This window comes from Hydrogenophaga sp., assembly GCF_035481345.1.
Lineage (GTDB): Bacteria > Pseudomonadota > Gammaproteobacteria > Burkholderiales > Burkholderiaceae_C > Hydrogenophaga.
Genome location: NZ_DATIGV010000064.1, coordinates 1 through 18,721, shown reverse-complemented (window position 1 = coordinate 18,721; position 18,721 = coordinate 1). Strand labels below are relative to the sequence as shown.

The window sequence follows — 18,721 nt, the reverse complement described above, 5'->3', positions numbered from 1 at the left end:
GGTATCGCCCGGACCCGGCCCACCCCGCCGGTTCAGCGGCTGCCTTCGGCCTCGCTCAGGCGGTAGTACAGGCCGTAGGGGTCGTTGTCGAGCACGTGAAACTTCCCCTCGACCACCACCGCCTCGAGCCGGTACTTCACGGGTGTTTTCGTGCGCACCTCCACCAGGCTCTCGGCGCCGCCCGGCGTGCAGAACGAGCAGGTGAGCGGCACCGAGGCCAGCAGGAAATGGCGCTGGTTCTCGCCCGGCTCCAGCGGCAGCATGAAACCGTGCAGCTTGAGGCGGCGCTGGTCGAGCGCGCGCACCTCGGGCGGGTAGACCGGCACGACGCGCTTGCGCTTGGCCACGGTCTTCACTTCGGTCTTCACGTCGGTCAGCAGCGACCAGGCGACCACGTCGTCGCGCCGGGGCAGCGGCGCGATGGGGCTCTGCGGGCTGTGCACGCCCGCGCCCTGGCCGTGCGGCAGGCCCATCGGGCCTGCGCCGGCGCCGGCACCATCGGCGGGCGGCGCGCCCAGCGGGGAGTTCAGCACCTGCGCGAAGGCCTGCCCCGAGGCCAGGGCGGCCAGGCTCAGCAGAAGGTGACGTCGGTACGGATGCATGGATGGCGGAGCGAAGAGGTCTGACCGAGGGTGCCGCGGAACCGGCTTTGCCGGGCCGCAGGCGCCGCCCCCTTTCAGGGGGTCGCGCGCAGCGCGGCGGGGGTGGTCATCAGTGCGCGTGTCGCAGGCCGCAGTATTTGCCCAGGGCAAGACCCTTGCAAGCGGCCGCGAGTTCCGCCTGGCAGACCTTTTCGCCTTTGCCCGCTTCCAGGCACTTGGCCGCGCCCTCATGGGCGACGGCCATGGCGCGGTGGCGCTCGATGTCTTCCTTGATCTCCTTCTCGGAGTGTTGGGCGAAGGCGGTGCCCGCCGACAGCAGGGCGGCGAACAGGGTGGTGGCGACGAGTGCTTTCATGGATCAGCTCCGGGGGTTGAGAAGGGTGTGAACGTCGGCGCGGTAGGCGGCGACGGCGGGCAGCGCGGCGGCCAGCAGGGCGGCGCCCAGGGCCAGCAGAGGCACCCAGGCCAAGGCAGTGGGCCAGTGGCCGGCCCGCAGCAGCGTGGGCAAGGCGGCGTCGCCCCAACCGCGGCTGGCGAGGGCGGCCAGGCCCTGCGCGGCCAGCAGGCCCAAGGCCGTGGCCAACACGGCGAGCCAGCCGGCCTCGGCCAGGAGCAAGGCGGCCACGCGGCGCGGCGGCGCACCCAGCAGGCGCAGCAGGGCCAGGTCGGCGCGGCGCTCGCGCACCGCGCTCCAGAGGGCAATGAAGACCGACAGCGCCGCCACCACGAGCAGCACGCCCGCGAGCGCGCGCAGGATCTGCGTGCCCTGCCCGATCAGGCTCAGCAGCCGCGTCACTTCGACGGCCGGCGCGGCGGCCTGCAGCGGCGTGCCGCTGTTGACGAAGCGCGGAAAGCTCGCGGCGGCCAGCGGGCTGCGGTAGCGCACCAGGCCGACGGTGATCTCGCGCTCGGCGTCCAGCGCGGCCTGCAACTCGGCGCGCTCCTCGGCGCCCTGGTCCTTGTCGGCGTGCATCTCGTCGTGCACGAACCAGACCGATTCGGTGGCCGTGAGCACGAGCCGGTCGAGCACGCAACCGCAGGGCCGCAGCACGCCGGTGACCGCGTAGGGCGTGCTGTCGTGCACCGCGCCGCCCGCGCCCAGGCCGTGCGCGCCAACGAAGCGCGCGCCCACGTCCAGCCCGCTGCCGCGCGCCACCGCGTCGCCCAACACGGCCTGCATGGGCGCCTGCCACAGGGCGCCGTGCGCGAGCGTGGCGCCGTAGAGCGACAGGTAGTCCGGCGTGGTGCCGACGATGCGCCAGCCCTGCAGGTTGTCGCCCAGGCTCAGCGGGATGAACTGCGCCACCTGGGGGTGTTCGGCGATGCGCCGCGCCTCGGCCAGCGCGATGTTGCCGGGCGGGACGTCCAGGTGGAACACGCCGGCCAGGATGAGCTGCATCGGGCTGCCCTTGGCGCCGACCACCGCGTCGATGCCCGCAAGGTCGCGCTCAAAGGCGCGATCGACCTGGTCGCGCGCGAGGATGAGGAAGGCAATGGAGGCCAGGCCCAGAGTGAGCAGCAGCAGGTTGAGCGCGGCGGTGAGCGGGCGCGCCCAGAGATACTGCCAGGCCAGACGGGGCAGGCCCACGTTCATGCAGCAGCCCCGGTCGGCTCAAGCGCCAGCACGGCCGCGCCATGGAACACGGCCAGCGCACGCGCGTCGTGCGTGGCGACCACCAGCGTGGCGCCGGCGCGCTGCGCCGTCTCGCGCAGCAGGGCCAGCGCCTGGGCGCAGGCCGTGTCGTCCAGGCTCGCGGTGGGCTCGTCGGCCAGCAGCAGCGCGGGGCGCCGCAGCAGGGCGCGCGCCAGCGCCACGCGCTGCGCCTGCCCGCCCGACAGGGCCGAGGGTCGACGATCACGCAGGGCCTCGATGCCCAGGGCACCCAGCAGTTCATCGATGGCGGGCCAGTCCACCGGCAGGCCGGCGGCGCGGTAGGCCAGGGCCAGGTTGTCGGCCACGCTGAGGTCGGCGCTCAGGTGCAGGCCCTGCGGCAGCACACCCACCGTGGCGCCGCGCCAGGCGTCGCGCGCGGCGCCTCGCAGTGCCCCCACCGACTGCCCCGCCACCTCGATCGCGCCCTCGCCGGGCGTCAGCAGCCCCGCCGCCAGTGCCAGCCAGGTGGACTTGCCGCTGCCCGAGGGCCCGCGCAGCACCAGCGTGCCGCCCGCCGCCACGTCCACGTCGGCGAAGCGCAGGCGCGGCCCGCCGGGGTGCGCAAAGCCCAGCGCGCGCGTGCGGATCACGCGGCGCGCTCCGCTTCGGCGCAGGGCGCGCAGACGCCGTGCAGGGCCAGCTCTACGCGCTCCACCAGGTCGCCCTCGCGGGCCAGCGCGCGCCGCAACTCGCGCAGCCACGCCACGCCGGCGGCGGACAACTCCTCGAGCGCGCGGTCCTGCCCGCAGCGGCGGCATTCGAAGCGCGGCTGCCAGCCGGTGGGGTGCGAGCGCGCCGCGTCGCCCGCGCCTTGCAGCGTGTAGCGCCAGGTGCCGCGGTCGTCGCTGTGCCGCGCCAGCACGGCGCAGGCGGCCAGGCGGTCGAGCAGGCGGTAGAGCGTGACCCGGTTCGGCTCGTGCCCGCGCTGGCGCAGCGCCTGCAGCACCTGCGCGTGCGTCAGCCCCTGCCCAGGCCGCGCCAGGAACACCCCCAGCGCCGCGCGCGTGGCCAGCGTGCGGCGCAGGCCGGCGGCCTCCAGCCGGGCCTGCAGGTGGTCGGGAACGGCGTCGGCGTCAACGGAAGAGCGGGTCATGGCGGCGGCTTCGTATCGCAACTGAGTTGCAAATAATAACCCCATGCGCGGGCTCGGCCGACCGCCTGTGCGTCGCGTGACTACACTGCCCGCTCCCTCACCCCCCGGCCCCATCCGTGCCCGCTTCCCACCTGCTGCTCGCCCTGGCCGTCGTGGCCGTGTGGGGCACCAATTTCGTCGTGATCCGCTGGGGGCTGGACGGCCTGCCACCCTTCCTGTTCGCCACGCTGCGCTTCACGCTCTCGGCCCTTCCCTGGCTGCTGTTCGTGCCGCGGCCGGCCGCGCGCTGGCGCTCCATGGCCGCCGTGGGCGTGCTGCTCGGCCCCGGCCAGTTCGGTCTGCTGTTCTTCGCCATCGACGGGCGCATCTCGCCCGGTCTGGCCTCGCTGGTGGTGCAGGTGCAGGTGTTTTTCACCATCGCCCTGTCGCTGTGGCTGATGCGCGAGCGCGTGCGGGGCTTTCAGGTGGCGGGCCTGGTGCTGGCCCTGGCGGGGCTGGGGCTGATCGCCGCCAACCTGGACGCGACGGTGACGGTGGCGGGCCTGGGGCTGATCATCGGCGCAGCGTTCTTCTGGGCCTGCGCCAACCTGGTGGTGAAGACGCTGGGGGAAGTGAACATGCTGCACTTCATGGTGTGGAGCAGCGTGTTCGCGGTGCCGCCGCTGTTGTTGATTTCGCTGTTGGTGGAGGGGCCAGCGCTGATCGCGCAGTCCTTGCGCTCGGCCGACGGGGTGGTCTGGGCGAGCGTGCTGTGGCAGGCCATCGGCAACACGCTGTTCGGCTACGGCGCCTGGAACTGGCTGCTGGCGCGGCACTCGGCCGCCACGGTCACGCCGATGGCGCTGCTGGTGCCAGTGTTCGGCATGAGCGCCTCGGCCCTCAGCCTGGGGGAGGCGATGCCGGGCTGGAAGCTGGGGGCTTGCGCGCTGGTGCTAGGCGGCTTGGCGGTGATCGTGTTCTGGCCGCGGTGGCGGGTAGGGCGCTGACGAGGGCTTCACTTTCTCCGACCGCTCCGGTCATCGGCGCTTGGGTGTCCGGCTCCGCGAGGTCGTGGAGTGAAATCTGCGAATCCCAGACCCAGCCCTACTTCGCCAGCCGCGCAAAGGTCTTGCGGAACTTGGCCACCTTGGGCGCCGCCACCGCCATGCAGTAGCCCTGGTGCGGGTTGCGCTCGAAAAAGTCCTGGTGGTAGTCCTCGGCGGGCCAGTAGTTCTCCAGCGGCTTCAGCTCCGTCACGATGGGCCGGCCGAAGGCGTTGTCTTTCGTCAGCTCGTCGATGATCCCGCGCGCCTCGGCCTGCTGCTCCGGCGTGGTGAAGTAGATGCCGCTGCGGTACTGCGTGCCCACGTCGTTGCCCTGGCGGTTCAGCGTGGTCGGGTCGTGCACCACGAAGAAGACCTCCAGCAGCTCGCGCGTGCTCACCTCATCCGGGTCGTATTCCAGCCGCACCACCTCGTTGTGCCCGGTGGTCCCGGTGCACACCTGCTCGTAGCTGGGCTGCTTGGCGTGGCCGTTGCTGTAGCCCGACTCCACGTCGGTGACGCCACGCACTTCCTTGTAGACCGATTCCGTGCACCAGAAGCAGCCGCCACCGAGCACCAGTACCTGCTTGTCGCTCATCTTGATTCCTCAATGGTTGCCACGCCCGCCCGGGACGAACCCAGGAGGCACCGCGGAACCGGCTGTGCCGGGCCGCAGGTGCCGCCCCCTGGAGGGGGGCGCGCGAAGCGCGGCGGGGGTGAGCCCTATTCTGCGGGCACCGCGAAGCCCCGCACGGCTTCAAGGAATGCGGACAGCGCCGCGCTCTCGCCACCCTCACGCCACAGGCAGCGCGTCTCATACGGCGGCGAATCGCCCTGCAGCGGCACGAAGGCCGCGCCCGGCAGCCCCGCCTGCTGCAGCGCCGCCGGCACCAGCGACACCCCCAGCCCCTGCGCCACCAGCGACACCACGCTGAGCCAGTGCCGCAACTCGAAGCGCACGTCAGGTTCGAAACCGTGGTCAGCGCAGAGCGCGAGCAGGCGGTCGTGGTAGTCGGGCGAGACGGCGCGAGAGATGGCGACGAAGGGCTCGCCCGCCAGCAAGGCCGGCGCCAGGCGGCGCTTGCGCGCCAGCGCGTGCGCCGCCGGCACGCAGGCCACGAAGGCCTGGCGCGACACCAGCACCTGCGCGCAGCCCGGCGGCACGCGCGGCGTGTGCACGAAGCCGGCCTCCAGGCGCCCATGCTGCAGGTCGATGAGCTGGTCGCTGGAGCTCATCTCGCGCAGCACGAGCTTCAGGCGCGGGTGGCGCTGCGCGAAGCCGCGCAGGATCTGCGGCAGGCCCCGGTACAGCACCGTGCCTGCGAAGCCCACGCGCAACTGACCGCTCACGCCCTGCGCCACCTCGCGCGCCTCGCGGGCGGCGCCGGCCGCCGCGTCCAGCAGGGCCCGCGCGCGCGGCACGAAGGCCTGGCCGGCGGGCGTGAGCGCCACGCCCCGGCTGTTGCGCACGAAGAGCGGCGCGCCCACCGAGGCCTCCAGTTGCTGGATGTTGAGCGACAGCGGCGGCTGTGTCATGGCCAGGCGCGCGGCGGCGCGGCCGAAGTGCAACTCCTCGGCCAGGGCCAGAAAGCAGCGCAGGTGGCGAAATTCCATCGATATGCCGTCTGAATGCTTGAATACAGGATCGATATTAGACAGCTATGGCCCACGGGCGGACAATCCGCCGATCGATCACCGCACACGGAGACAAGCCATGCTCTCGCCCCAGAAATCCAAAGCCAGCTTCAGCTGGGAAGACCCGTTCCAGCTGGACGGCCAGCTCAGCGAGGACGAGCGCGCCGTGCGCGACGCCGCCCACGCCTACTGCCAGGAGCGCCTGCTGCCGCGCGTGACCGAGGCTTTCCGCAAGGAGAACACCGATCCGGCCATCTTCCGCGAGATGGGCGAGCTGGGCCTGCTGGGCGTGACCATTCCCGAAGCCTACGGCGGCGCCGGCCTCAACTACGTCTGCTACGGCCTGGTCGCGCGCGAGGTCGAGCGCATCGACTCCGGCTACCGCTCGATGATGAGCGTGCAAAGCTCGCTGGTGATGGTGCCGATCAACGAGTTCGGCACCGAGGCGCAGAAGCAGAAGTACCTGCCGAAGCTCGCCAGCGGCGAATGGATCGGCTGCTTCGGCCTGACCGAGCCCAACCACGGCTCCGACCCCGGCAGCATGGTCACGCGCGCAAAAAAGGTGGCCGGCGGCTACAGCCTCTCGGGCGCCAAGATGTGGATCACCAACAGCCCGATCGCCGACGTGTTCGTCGTCTGGGCCAAGGACGACGAAGGTGCCATCCGCGGCTTCATCCTGGACAAGGGCGCCAAGGGCCTCTCCGCCCCCGCCATCCACAGCAAGGTGGGCCTGCGCGCTTCCATCACCGGCGAGATCGTGATGGACAACGTGTTCTGCCCCGAGGAAAACGCCTTCCCCGAGGTGCGCGGCCTCAAGGGTCCCTTCACCTGCCTCAACAGCGCGCGCTACGGCATCGCCTGGGGTGCGCTGGGCGCCGCGGAAGACTGCTACTTCCGCGCCCGCCAGTACGTGCTGGACCGCCAGCAGTTCGGCCGCCCGCTCGCGGCCAACCAGCTCATCCAGAAGAAGCTGGCCGACATGCAGACCGAGATCAGCCTGGGCCTGCAGGGCTGCCTGCGCCTGGGCCGCCTCAAGGACGAGGGCGCCGCGCCGGTGGAGCTCACCTCCATCCTCAAGCGCAACAGCTGCGGCAAGGCGCTGGACATTGCGCGGATGAGCCGCGACATGATGGGCGGCAACGGCATCAGCGACGAGTTCGGCGTGGCCCGCCACCTGGTCAACCTCGAGGTGGTCAACACCTACGAAGGCACGCACGACATCCACGCGCTGATCCTGGGCCGCGCGATCACGGGCATCGCCGCCTTCAACTGAACGCAGCACGCCTCAGGCGCGCCTTCTGTCAGACCTGGCCGGCAGGTGCATCCAGCGCCTGAGCGGCAGCCGCCAGCGCCCGCGACGCGGCCTTGCGCACGTGCCCGTCCTTGTCGTGCAGGCGCTCCCGCAGAGCGGCCTCCACTCCCGCGACGCCGAATCTGGCCGCCAGTTCACAGGCCCACACGCGATGGCGCCCGAACGGCGCCGTCGACCAAGCGGCAAACAGCCGCTGCCAGTTCGCGGCGTCGGCGTGTTGCCGCAGGAGCCCGGCGGCCTCCCTGCGCACCTGTTCGACCTTGTCTTGCGCATATATCCGGTAGACCGGCTCAAAGTCCTCGGGGCGCCACACAGCCGCCCAGGCCCTCAGGGCGGCCCCACGCGTGGCCGGGTCGGGATCCCGCGCCAGAGCCGAGATGCCCCGCCTGGCCTGCGGGATCGCCAGACTCCCCACCGCCTCGCAGGCCGTGCGGGCGACATAGGGCGAGACGTCGCTGAGTGCCACCACGATCACCTGCCGCGCCCTGCTGGCCAACGCGTGGCCGGCCAGCGCTTCAATGGCCGCGCGCCGGTACCGCCAATCGGGCGCCTGGGCCTGCTCGCACAGGACCCGCAGCGACGCTTCGTCGCCCCAGGCGGCCAGCATGCGAAAAGCGGCCCAGGCGCTCGGCCCGGCCACCAGGAGTTGGCTGCGCAACTCAGTCAGATCGCCTTCGGACAGAGGTGCCATTGCCGGACTGTAGTGGCACCTTGGCCTTCGCCGGGCTCGCGTTTGCCTCTGCGACACACCGCTGGAAGGTGGGTGGGGTATATTAATAACCCATCGGTCAGTAATTTCGCCCCCATGCCCAGCCCCTCTTCCGCCACGACGTCCGAGACGCCGCGCCGCGCCCGACGCAAGGAAGCGCGTCCGGGCGAATTGATCGAGGCGGCCCTGGCCCTGTTCGTCGAGAAGGGCTTCGCTGCCACGCGCGTGGAGGAGGTGGCCGCGCGCGCCGGGGTGTCCAAGGGCACCCTGTTCCTGTATTTCCCAAGCAAGGAAGACCTGTTCAAGGCCGTGGTGCGCGAGACCGTGGCGGGCCGCTTTCCGGAATGGTCGGACGAGCTGGCGGAGTTCACGGGCGACAGCGTGGCGCTGGTGCGCTACGCCATGCACACCTGGTGGGAGCGCGTGGGCATGACGCCCGCCTCCGGCATCACCAAGCTGGTGATGGCCGAGGCCAGCACCTTCCCCGAGATCGCCAGCTTCTATCAGCAGGAGGTGGTGGCCCCCGGCCACGAGCTGATCCGCCGCATCCTGCAGCGCGGCATCGAGCGCGGCGAGTTCCGGGAGATGCCGCTGGACTACGCGGTCTACAGCCTGATCGCGCCCATGATCTTCCTGCTCATGTGGAAACACGCCATGACACCCTGCATGCCGCCGTCCCAGCAGATCGACCCCCTCACCTTCATCGACACCCAGGTCGATCTGATCCTGAGCGGCATGCTCAAGCGCCCCGAATGAGCACTTCACGCCTGCGCAAGACCCTTTACTGGGCCCTGCCTCTGCTGGCCGTGGCCGCGCTGGCCCTGGGCGTGGTGCGCGCGCTGGACAAGCGCGGCACCCAGGCCGAACAGGCGCGCGCCGCCGCCCAGGCCCTGCAGAGCGCGCCGGTCTACCAGATCGCCGCGCGCGACCTGGTCACCGTGCGCCGGCTGGCGCTGCAGCAGACCGCCGCCGTCTCGGGCGCGCTGGAGGCGGTGCAGACCGTGGCCATCAAGGCCCGCGTGGCCGGCGAGCTGCGCGATCTGAACAAGCGCGAGGGCGACAGGGTGGCCGCCAACGAGGTGGTCGCGCGCATCGACCCCACCGAGCCGCAGGCGCGCGTGCGCCAGGCCGAGCAGCAGGCCGAGTCCGCGCTGGCCCAGGTGCGCATCGCGCAGCGCACGCAAGACAACAACCAGGCCCTGGTCAAGCAGGGCTTCATCTCGGCCACCGCGCTGGACACCTCGCAGGCCAACCTGGCCGCGGCCGAGGCCAACCACCGCGCGGCCATGGCCGCGCTGGACATCGCGCGCAAGTCGCTCGCCGACACGGTGCTGCGCTCGCCCATCGCGGGCCAGGTCGCCGCGCGCCCGGTGCAGAACGGCGAGCGCGTGGGCGTCGACACCCGCGTGCTCGACGTGGTGGATCTCTCGGCCTTCGAGATGGAGGCCGCGCTGAGCCCGGCGGACGCCGCGCGCATCGAGCCCGGCCAGCGCGCGCGCCTGGTCGTCGAAGGCCTGGCCGAGCCCGTGGCCGCCACGGTGGCGCGCATCAACCCCAGCGTGCAGGCCGGCAGCCGCAGCGTGCTGGTCTACCTGCGGCTGAGCGCGGTGCCCGGCATGCGCCAAGGCCTGTTCGCGCGCGGCGAGATCGTGGCCGGCACCGTCGAGGCGCCCGTGGTGCCCGTGTCCGCCATCCGCAACGACCGGCCCGAGCCCTACGTGCAGTTGCTGCGCGACGGCACGGTGAAGCACGTGACGCTGGTGCCCGCGCCCAGCGGCAGCGTGGACGGCGTGCCGCACCAGGCCGTGCCCATGCTCGCCGAGGGCGACACCGTGCTGGCCGCCACGGCCGGCGCGATCCGCGACGGCACGCGCGTGGAAGCGGCCGCGGCCAAACCCTGAGTCCCCGAAGCGCGACACGCCATGTGGTTCACCCAGGTCTCGCTGCGCAACCCGGTGTTCGCCACCATGGTCATGCTGGCCTTCGTGGTGCTGGGCGCGTTCTCGCTGCAGCGCCTGCAGGTCGACCAGTTCCCCAACATCGACTTCCCCGTGGTGGTGGTCACCACGACCTACCCCGGCGCCTCGCCCGAGATCGTCGAGTCCGAGGTGACCAAGAAGGTCGAGGAGGCCGTCAACGCCATCGCCGGCGTCAACAGCCTCACCTCGCGCAGCTACGAGGGCAACTCGGTGGTGATCATCGAGTTCCAGCTCACGGTCGATGGCCGCAAGGCCGCCGACGACGTGCGCGAGAAGATCGGCATCCTGCGCCCGCTGCTGCGCGACGAGGTGGACGAGCCGCGCGTGCTGCGCTTCGACCCCGCGGCGCGCGCGATCTGGTCCGTGGCCGTGATACCTGAGGCCCCCACGCTCCCCACTTCGTGTGGTTCGCTGCCCCCCGAGGAGGCGCGCGCTTGCTTGGAGCGGTCCGGCGCGGCGCGCAGCACACCCATGAGCGCGGTCGAGCTGTCCACCTGGGCCGACCAGGTGCTCAAGAAGCGGCTGGAGAACGTGCGCGGCGTGGGCTCGGTCACGCTGGTCGGCGCCACCCGGCGCGCCATCAACATCGAGCTGGATCCGGCCCCAATGCAGGCCCTGGGCGTCACCACCGAACAGATCAACGCGGCCGTCTTCAGCGAGAACCAGGACCTGCCCGTGGGCACGCTCAAGGCGGGCGAGTCCGAGCGCGTGGTGCAGGTGCTCTCGCGCCTGAAGAACCCGCGCGACTTCGAAACCATCATCGTCGCGCGCCGCGGCGGCTCGCCGGTGACGCTGGGCCAGGTGGCGCGCGTGAGCGACGGCACGCAGGAGGTGCAGAGCCTCTCGCTCTACAACGGCCAGCGCACGCTGCTGCTGCAGGTGCAGAAGGCGCAGGACGAGAACACCATCGCCGTGGTGGACGGCCTCAACGCGGCCCTGAACGCGGTGAAGCCCGAGCTGCCGCCCGGCGTGCGCCTGGAGCCCATCGCCGACGGCGCGCGGCCCATCCGCGTGTCGGTGCAGAACGTGCGCCAGACGCTGATCGAGGGCGCCATCCTCACCGTGCTCATCGTCTTCCTGTTCCTCAACTCCTGGCGCTCCACGGTCATCACCGGCCTCACCCTGCCCATTGCCATCATCGGCACCTTCTTCGTGATGAACGCGCTGGGCTTCACCATCAACATGATCACGCTGATGGCGCTCACGCTCTCGGTGGGCCTGCTGATCGACGACGCCATCGTGGTGCGCGAGAACATCGTGCGCCACGTGCAGATGGGCAAGACGCCCTACCAGGCCGCGATGGAGGGCACGCAGGAGATCGGCCTGGCCGTGCTGGCCACCACCCTGTCCATCGTGGCGGTGTTCCTGCCCATCGGCTTCATGGGCGGCATCATCGGCAAGTTCTTCCACGAGTTCGGCATCACCATGGTCGCGGCGGTGCTGATCTCCATGTTCGTGAGCTTCACACTGGACCCGATGTTGTCCTCGGTGTGGCACGACCCGGCCATCGACGCGCACGGCAAGCCGCCGGGGCGATCGCTCTACGACCGCACCCTGGGGCGCGTGACGCACTGGTTCGACCGCTTCCAGGACGACCTCGCCGAGGGCTACCAGGGCGCGCTGCGCTGGTCGCTGACACACAAGCTGGCCACGCTGGGCCTGGCCCTGGCCACCTTCATCGGCAGCCTGGCCCTGCTGCCGCTGCTGGGCAGCGAATTCGTGCCGCAGGCCGACTTCTCCGAGGCCTCGGTGAGTTACCACACGCCGGTGGGCTCGTCCCTCGTCGCCACCGAGGCGAAAGCGCGCGAGGTCGAGGCCATCGTGCGCGAGTTCCCCGAGGTGCGCTACACGCTCACCACCATCAACACCGGCGCGGCCCAGGGCAGCATGTACGCCAGCACCTACGTGCGCCTGGTGAATCGCGAGGAGCGCACGCTCAACGCCGTCGCCATGTCGGCCACGCTGCGCGATCGCCTGCGTGCGGTGCCGGGCATCACCGTCACGCACGCGGGCCTGCTCGACGCGGTGGGCGGCGGCAAGCAGATCGAGTTCTCGCTGCAGGGCGACGACCTGGACGAGCTGGAGCGCCTGAGCGCGCTCATCACCGAGCGGTTGCGCCCCATCGTGGGCCTGGTGGACCTGGACTCCAGCCTCAAGCCCGACAAGCCCACGGTGGACGTGGTGCTCAAGCGCGAGCTGGCCTCCGACCTGGGCCTGTCCACCAATGCCATCGGCAACAGCCTGCGCACCCTGGTGGCCGGCACCACCGTGGGCAACTGGCGCGCGCAGAACGGCGAAACCTACGACGTCATGGTGCGGCTGCCGCCCGCGCAGCGCCAGCGCACCGAGGACCTGCTGCAGTTGCCGCTGAACGTGGCGAACACGGGCACCACGGCGGCCGACGCCAACACGCGCACCGTGCCGCTGTCGCAGGTGGCCGACATCGTCGAGGCCACCGGCCCGAACCAGATCAACCGCCGCAACCTCAACCGCGAGGTCGCCTTCAGCGCGAACGTCTTCGGCCGCTCCACCGGCGAGGTCTCGGCCGAGATCCAGCGCGTCATCGGCGGCATCGCCCTGCCGCCGGGCTACCGCACCGAATTCAGCGGCTCCACGAAGAACATGCAGGAGTCCTTCGGCTACGCGGTGTCGGCACTGGCCCTGGCCATCGTCTTCATCTACATGATCCTGGCCAGCCAGTTCCAGAGCTTCCTGCAGCCGCTCTCGCTGATGACCTCGCTGCCGCTCACCCTGATCGGCGTGGTGCTGGCGCTGCTGATGTTCGGCTCCACCATGAGCATGTTCTCCATCATCGGCATCGTGCTGCTGATGGGCCTGGTGACCAAGAACGCCATCCTGCTGGTGGACTTCGCCATCCGCGCGCGCGAAGGCCGCGCCGGTGGCCCGCCGCTGCCGCGCGACGAGGCCCTGCTGCTGGCCGCCAAGGTGCGGCTGCGCCCCATCCTCATGACCACGCTGGCCATGGTCTTCGGCATGGTGCCGCTGGCCTTCGCGCTCACCGAAGGCTCGGAGCAGCGCGCGCCCATGGGCCAGGCCGTCATCGGCGGCGTCATCACCTCCTCGCTGCTCACGCTGGTGGTGGTGCCCGTGGTCTACGGCTACCTCGACGACTTCGCCAACTGGCTGCGCCGCAAGGCCGGGCTGCCGCCCGCCGTCACGGCCAAGACAGAGGTCGCCTCCTAAAATCCACCGGTTGTGCCGACCCCACTGGAGAAATGAAATGACCACCGCGACCAGCCTCGAACAGGCCCGCTTCAACATGATCGAGCAGCAGATCCGCCCCTGGGAGGTGCTCGACGGCCGCGTGCTCGATCTGCTGAGCCAGGTGCGCCGCGAAGACTTCGCACCCGCTGCGCACCGGGCCCTGGCCTTCACCGACATGGAACTGCCGCTCACGCAGCCCGCGGTCGAAGGCCAGTGCATGCTCGCCCCGCGCGTGCAGGCCCGCCTGGTGCAGGACCTGGCCCTGCAACCCACCGACAAGGTGCTGGAGATCGGCACCGGCAGCGGCTACACGGCGGCCCTAATGGCCAGCCTGGCGCAGCGCGTGCTGTCGCTGGAGATCGAACCCGCGCTGGCCTCGCAGGCGCGCACGCGCCTGATGCAGGCCGGCATCACCAACGTCGAGGTGCGCCAGGCCGACGCCTGCGCGAACGACTTCGCCGCCTGCCGCACCGACGGCCCGTACGACGCCATCCTGCTGGCCGGTTCGGTGGCCGAGGTGCCGCCCGCGCTGCTGGGCCTGCTGGCCCCGGGCGGGCGGCTCGCGGTCATCACGGGCAGCGAACCCATGATGCGCGCCACCTTCATCACCCGCGCGGGCGACGCCGACTACCGCAGCGCCCAGCCCTGGGACACCGTGGCGCCGCGCCTGCGCAACTTCCCCGAGCCCTCGCGCTTCCGTTTCTGAACGGAGCACGCATGCAAGCCATCACCCCCGCCCAACTCGACGACTGGACCCGCCAGCAGGCCGCGGACAGCGGCGCCACGCCGCTGCTGCTGGACGTGCGCGAGCCCTGGGAACTGCAGACCGCCAGCGTGGCGAGCGGCCCGGGCTACGAGCTGCTGGCCATGCCCATGCGCAGCGTGCCCGCGCGCCTGGCCGAGCTCGACCGCGAGCGCCCCATCGCCGTGCTCTGCCACCACGGCGGGCGCAGCGCGCAGGTGGCGCAGTTCCTGCTCGACCAGGGCCACAGCCGCGTGGTCAACGTGCATGGCGGCATCGACCTGTGGTCGCGCGAGCGCGACCCCTCGGTTCCCCGTTATTGATCAACACCCAAGGATGCGCCCATGAGCTTCGCCTTCCCCCTTCGCCCATTGACGGTCGCCGCGTTCATGGCCCTGGGGGCGGCCTCCGGCGCGCAGGCCCAGAGCCTGGCGCAGCTGTTCGAGGCGGCGCGCGGTTTCGACGCCACCTACCTGGCCGCGCGCTCGCAGCACGAGGCCAACCTGGCGCAGGCCGACCAGGCGCGCGCCGGCCTGCTGCCCGAAGTGGGCCTGGGCGCGGGCGCGAGCTGGGCGCGCCGCGACAGCGACAACAACCTGCTCGACAGCACCAGCAACAGCCAGAGCGTGACCCTGTCGGCCAGCCAGCCGCTGTACCGCCCCGCCAACCGGCTCGCCAACGACCAGGCCAACCTCTCTCGCGACATCTCGCAGGCCCAACTCGTGCAGGCCGAGCAGGACCTGATCGTGCGCACCTCGCAGGCCTATTTCGATGTGCTCGCCGCGCAGGACACGCTCACCTTCGTGCGCGCGCAGAAGACGGCCGTGGAGCAGCAGCTCGCGGCGGCGCGGCGCAACTTCGAGGTCGGCACGGCGACCGTGACCGACGCGCGCGAGGCGCAGGCCAGCTTCGACCTGGTGACCGCGCAGGAGATCGCGGCCGAGAACGACCTGCGCGTGAAGAAGCTCGCGCTCGATCAACTGGTGGGCCGCAGCGGCGTGGCACCCTTGCCGCTGGCCGCGCCCCTGAACCTGCCGCCCCTGGAGCCCGCCACGCCGCAGGCCTGGGTGGACCGCGCGGGCGAGAACCACCCGGCGATCCTGAGCGCGCGGCGCAACCTGGAAATCGCCGAGCTGGAGACGCAGCGCGCCGAAGCCGGCCACAAGCCCACGGTGGACCTGGTGGGCCAGTACCAGGTGGCGCGCGGACCGGCGGGCATCCAGGGTGTGCCGGGCAATGTGCGCACCAACAACGCCAGCGTGGGCGTGCAGTTCAACATGCCGCTGTTCGCTGGCTACGCCATCCAGAACCGCGTGAAGCAGACCCTGGCGCTGGAAGAAAAGGCCCGCGCCGACCTCGACGCCGCGCGCCGCACGGTGGACCTGCGCACGCGCAGCGCCTTCCTGGGCGTCGTGTCCGGCCAAGGACAGGTGAAGGCACTGGAAGCGGCCGAGACCTCCAGCCAGAGCGCGCTGGAAGCCAACCAACTGGGTTACCAGGTGGGCGTGCGCATCAACATCGACGTGCTCAACGCGCAGAGCCAGCTCTTCCAGACCAAGCGCGACCTGGCCCAGGCGCGCTACAACGTGCTGCTGGGCAGCCTGCGCCTGCGCCAGGCCAATGGGGAACTGACGCCGGCGGATCTGCAGGCGATCGACGCCTTGCTGGCTCGCTGAGAGCCGATACACTCCCGCGATTGCCCACCCGCCCGGCCCATCCGGGCGGACCCGTTTTTCACCCTGCAGGAGACGACGTGCAAGCCGTCAACGTGCTGTGCATCAAATGGGGCCGCAAGTACGGCCCCGACTACGTCAACAAGCTCCACAGCATGGTGTCGCGCCACCTGAGCCGGCCGTTTCGCTTCGTCTGCCTCACCGACGACGCCGCCGGCATCGGCCCGGCCATCGAGGTCAAGCCGATCCCCGCCGTCGGCTTCGACGAATTCGACCAGCGCAAGCCCTGGACCTTCGGCCACGGCTGGCTCAAGCTCACCAGCTTCGCCGACCCGCTCTACGACCTGAGCGGCCGCACCCTGTTCCTGGACCTCGACATCGTCATCGTCGACAGCCTCGACCCCTTCTTCGACCAGCCCGGCGAGTTCATCGTCATCAAGGAGTGGGACAAGAAGGACGGCACGGGCAACACCTCGTGCTACCTCTACACCATCGGCGCCCACACCGACGCGCTGGAGCACCTGAAGCAGGACTACCCCGGGTCCATCGCCGACGTGCGCAACGAGCAGGAGTTCATCACCGGCTACCTGGGCCGCCAGGGCAAGGTGAGCTTCTGGCCCGAGGGCTGGTGCGTGAGCTTCAAACGCCACTGCATGCGCCGCGGCCTCATGGGCTGGTTCCAGCCGCCCATCATTCCGCCGGGCGCGCGCATCATCGCCTTCCACGGCAAACCCAACCCGCCCGACGCCATCGCCGGCGTGAGCGGCAAGTGGTACCGGCGCGTGCTGCCCACGCAGTGGGTGGCCGAACACTGGCGTTGAACCCGCCACGCGCCACCACCACCTTGCGGGCCTACCGGCTGCTGAGCCGCGCGCTCGCACCGCTGCTGCTGAGCTGGCTGTGGTGGCGTGGCCGGCGCGAGCCCGGCTACCGCGAACGGCTTGCCGAACGCCTCGGCCACATCCCCATCGAACCCTCGCGCTTCGGCGGCTTGTGGCTGCACGCGGCCTCCGTGGGCGAGGTGCAGGCCGCGCGCCCGCTGATCGAGGCCCTGCTGCGCGACTGGCCCGCGCACGCCATCACCGTCACCACGCAAACGCCCACCGGCGCGGCCACGCTGCGCGCCACCTGGGGCGATCGCCTCGCGCACCGCTACGCGCCCATCGACACGCCCGGCGCGGTGCGGCGCTTTCTCGACCGGCTGCAACCGCAGGCCCTGGTGCTGGTGGAACGCGAACTGTGGCCGCAGTGGCTGTTCGAATGCGCCGAACGCGCGCTGCCGGTGCTGCTGGTGAATGCGCGGCTGTCGGCGGCGTCGGCGCACGGCTACCGGCGCTGGCCCGGACTGATGGCGCACGCCTGGCCCGGGCTCGGCGTGGCGGCGGCCGACGCGGAATCGGCCGAGCGGCTGCGCGCGCTCGGCGTCGCGTCCCACCACCTCGCCGTCACCGGCAACCTCAAGTTCGACGTCGTCCCACCAGCGCAAGCCATGCCGCTCGCGCCCGAGTTGCAGGCGCGCCAGCTCGTGGTGGCCGGCAGCACGCACGAAGGCGACGAGGCTGCGTGGCTCGACGCCTGGGCTGGCCTGCGCGAGCGCCACCCGCAGGCCCTGCTGGTGCTGGTGCCGCGCCACCCGCAGCGCTTCGACGCCGTCGCGGCCGAGCTGCAGCGCCGGGGCCTGCCCTTCGCGCGCCGCAGCCGCGCCGATGCGGTGAATGAACACACCACCGTGCTGCTGATCGACGCCATGGGCGAGCTGATGCACTGGTACCGCCACGCCAGCGTGTGCTTCGTGGGCGGCACGCTGGCGCCCGTGGGTGGCCACAACCCGCTGGAGCCCATGGCCCTGGGGCAAGCCTTTCTGTTCGGCCCGCACACGGCCAACGCACAGGCGCTGTTCGACGAAGCACAGGCCGCGGGCGCGGGCCTGGCAGTGCACGACGCGGCCACTCTGGCCTCCGCGGTGGGTGCCGCCTTGAGCGAACCGGCCGCCTGGGGCGCTCGCGGCGTGGCGGCGCGCGGCCTCATCGACGCCAACCAGGGCGCGGCGCAGCGCACGCTGGAGCTTGTGCGCGCCCGGCTGGGCAATGTGGACACCTCGGCACTCGGGCCAGTGCAGGTCACGGCGCATGGCGCCGACACCCTGTGGCACGACCCGCGCGCCGTCGGCGCGGCTCAGGCGAGCGGGCTGTTCGACACCGATGCGCCCGCCGAGCATCTGGCCACCGGCAGCGGCCGCGGGCAGGCGCGGCTCGTCCACGTCGACGGCCACGGCCTGGTGCTGCGCCACTACCGGCGCGGCGGCCTCATGGCCCGCCTCAGCGAGGACCGCTTCTGGCGGGAGCCCGCGCACCTGAGCCGCGCCATGCGCGAGTTCGCGCTGCTGCGCCTCATGCGGTCCTGGCGGCTGCCCGTGCCCCAGCCGGCGCTGGCGCGCCACCGCCCGCATGGCCTGGTCTACAGCGCCGACATCGCCGTCGGTTGGATCGAGGGCAGCCGCAACCTCGTGCAGCGCCTGCAGGTCGCGCCACCGTCGGCAGCCGACTGGGCCGCCCTGGGCCGCGCCATCCGCGCGCTGCACGACCGCCAGGTCTTCCACGCCGACCTCAACGCCCACAACCTGCTGCTCGACGTGCAGGGCCGCGCCTGGGTGGTCGACTTCGACAAATGCGCCGTGCGCCCGGGCGAGGCCTGGAAGTCGGACAACCTCGCGCGGCTGCTGCGTTCGCTGCGCAAGGAAGCCGCGCGGCTGCAACCGTTTCACTGGGACGAGTCCCAGTGGCCTTCACTGGTTGCGGGCTATGGCTCCACGCCGCCCGACGCCTCCGCCGGCTCCTCCCCATGACCCGAACATTGAGCGCCACCCTGGGCACCGTGCCCTGGCGCGCGTACCTGCTGGCCGCGCTGTACTTCCTGTTCCCGATCGCCCTCGGCGTCTCGAACCTCGTGCTGCTGGTCTTGCTGCTGCTGTGGCTGGCCTCGTGGCGGCACCGCGAGACCTGGGCGCTCATGCGCCGCACGCCCATCATCTGGTGGCTCGCCGGCCTGTACCTGCTCGTGCTGCTGGGCCTCACC

General features: G+C 71.4%; 19 protein-coding genes. 11 read left to right on the top strand and 8 right to left on the bottom strand.

Translation table 11 applies throughout. The features are described from left to right. Positions 1 to 32: 32 nt before the first annotated feature. The 5 genes from VLG41_RS06725 to VLG41_RS06705 form a co-directional block, all read right to left on the bottom strand. Positions 33 to 602: a DUF3299 domain-containing protein gene (locus tag VLG41_RS06725; protein ID WP_325348618.1), complete on the bottom strand. Its 570-nt coding sequence runs from the start codon at positions 600 to 602 to the stop codon at positions 33 to 35. Positions 603 to 711: 109 nt separating this feature from the next. Then, positions 712 to 957, bottom strand: coding sequence for a hypothetical protein (locus tag VLG41_RS06720; protein ID WP_325348617.1), 246 nt, complete (start codon positions 955 to 957; stop codon positions 712 to 714). Positions 958 to 960: 3 nt separating this feature from the next. Then, positions 961 to 2,196, bottom strand: coding sequence for an FtsX-like permease family protein (locus VLG41_RS06715; RefSeq protein WP_325348616.1), 1,236 nt, complete (start codon positions 2,194 to 2,196; stop codon positions 961 to 963). Next, positions 2,193 to 2,846 carry an ATP-binding cassette domain-containing protein gene (locus VLG41_RS06710; RefSeq protein WP_325348615.1) on the bottom strand — a complete coding sequence of 218 codons (654 nt, stop codon included), beginning with the start codon at positions 2,844 to 2,846 and terminating at the stop codon, positions 2,193 to 2,195. The genes VLG41_RS06715 and VLG41_RS06710 overlap by 4 nt, the downstream gene beginning before the upstream one ends. Beyond that, positions 2,843 to 3,349 carry a Fur family transcriptional regulator gene (locus tag VLG41_RS06705; protein ID WP_325348614.1) on the bottom strand — a complete coding sequence of 169 codons (507 nt, stop codon included), beginning with the start codon at positions 3,347 to 3,349 and terminating at the stop codon, positions 2,843 to 2,845. Before VLG41_RS06705 ends, VLG41_RS06710 begins: the two co-directional genes overlap by 4 nt. A 116-nt stretch (positions 3,350 to 3,465) precedes the next feature. Between VLG41_RS06705 and VLG41_RS06700 the strand changes: the two genes are divergently transcribed. After that, on the top strand, positions 3,466 to 4,335 hold the full coding sequence (locus VLG41_RS06700) for an EamA family transporter (protein ID WP_325348613.1): 870 nt from the start codon (positions 3,466 to 3,468) through the stop codon (positions 4,333 to 4,335). A gap of 97 nt (positions 4,336 to 4,432) precedes the next feature. On the opposite strand, the gene msrA is transcribed toward VLG41_RS06700, so the two are convergent. Beyond that, entirely contained in the window at positions 4,433 to 4,969 is a 537-nt protein-coding gene (gene msrA, locus VLG41_RS06695) for a peptide-methionine (S)-S-oxide reductase MsrA (RefSeq protein WP_325348612.1), read from the bottom strand. Between the two features lie 125 nt (positions 4,970 to 5,094). After that, the gene (locus VLG41_RS06690; RefSeq protein ID WP_325348611.1) at positions 5,095 to 5,985 is read right to left on the bottom strand and encodes a LysR family transcriptional regulator; all 891 of its coding nucleotides are present in this window, start codon (positions 5,983 to 5,985) and stop codon (positions 5,095 to 5,097) included. Positions 5,986 to 6,085: 100 nt separating this feature from the next. Here VLG41_RS06690 and VLG41_RS06685 point away from each other — a divergent pair, with 100 nt between their 5' ends. Beyond that, positions 6,086 to 7,279: an acyl-CoA dehydrogenase gene (locus tag VLG41_RS06685; RefSeq protein ID WP_325348610.1), complete on the top strand. Its 1,194-nt coding sequence runs from the start codon at positions 6,086 to 6,088 to the stop codon at positions 7,277 to 7,279. A 28-nt stretch (positions 7,280 to 7,307) separates the two neighbouring features. Here VLG41_RS06685 and VLG41_RS06680 read toward each other — a convergent pair whose 3' ends face one another. Beyond that, positions 7,308 to 8,009, bottom strand: a complete 702-nt coding sequence (locus VLG41_RS06680; protein WP_325348609.1) for a HEAT repeat domain-containing protein — start codon at positions 8,007 to 8,009, stop codon at positions 7,308 to 7,310. 114 nt (positions 8,010 to 8,123) lie between these two features. Between VLG41_RS06680 and VLG41_RS06675 the strand changes: the two genes are divergently transcribed. The 9 genes from VLG41_RS06675 to VLG41_RS06635 form a co-directional block, all read left to right on the top strand. Next, a complete protein-coding gene (locus VLG41_RS06675; RefSeq protein ID WP_325348608.1) occupies positions 8,124 to 8,783 on the top strand; it encodes a TetR/AcrR family transcriptional regulator in 660 nt (219 codons plus the stop codon). After that, positions 8,780 to 9,928 carry an efflux RND transporter periplasmic adaptor subunit gene (locus VLG41_RS06670; protein ID WP_325348607.1) on the top strand — a complete coding sequence of 383 codons (1,149 nt, stop codon included), beginning with the start codon at positions 8,780 to 8,782 and terminating at the stop codon, positions 9,926 to 9,928. The genes VLG41_RS06675 and VLG41_RS06670 overlap by 4 nt, the downstream gene beginning before the upstream one ends. Positions 9,929 to 9,949: 21 nt before the next feature. Next, positions 9,950 to 13,210, top strand: coding sequence for an efflux RND transporter permease subunit (locus tag VLG41_RS06665; RefSeq protein WP_325348606.1), 3,261 nt, complete (start codon positions 9,950 to 9,952; stop codon positions 13,208 to 13,210). A 37-nt stretch (positions 13,211 to 13,247) separates the two neighbouring features. Then, a complete protein-coding gene (locus VLG41_RS06660; RefSeq protein WP_325348605.1) occupies positions 13,248 to 13,937 on the top strand; it encodes a protein-L-isoaspartate O-methyltransferase in 690 nt (229 codons plus the stop codon). A gap of 11 nt (positions 13,938 to 13,948) precedes the next feature. Continuing rightward, complete coding sequence (locus VLG41_RS06655) at positions 13,949 to 14,296, top strand: rhodanese-like domain-containing protein (protein ID WP_325348604.1); 348 nt, start codon at positions 13,949 to 13,951, stop codon at positions 14,294 to 14,296. Between the two features lie 21 nt (positions 14,297 to 14,317). After that, positions 14,318 to 15,649 carry a TolC family outer membrane protein gene (locus VLG41_RS06650; protein WP_325348603.1) on the top strand — a complete coding sequence of 444 codons (1,332 nt, stop codon included), beginning with the start codon at positions 14,318 to 14,320 and terminating at the stop codon, positions 15,647 to 15,649. A gap of 77 nt (positions 15,650 to 15,726) precedes the next feature. Continuing rightward, complete coding sequence (locus VLG41_RS06645; RefSeq protein ID WP_325348602.1) at positions 15,727 to 16,467, top strand: glycosyltransferase; 741 nt, start codon at positions 15,727 to 15,729, stop codon at positions 16,465 to 16,467. Further along, entirely contained in the window at positions 16,464 to 18,491 is a 2,028-nt protein-coding gene (locus tag VLG41_RS06640; RefSeq protein ID WP_325348601.1) for a 3-deoxy-D-manno-octulosonic acid kinase, read from the top strand. Before VLG41_RS06645 ends, VLG41_RS06640 begins: the two co-directional genes overlap by 4 nt. Next, on the top strand, positions 18,488 to 18,721 hold a 234-nt coding region (locus VLG41_RS06635), incomplete at its 3' end, for a hypothetical protein (protein WP_325348600.1). The genes VLG41_RS06640 and VLG41_RS06635, both read left to right, overlap by 4 nt.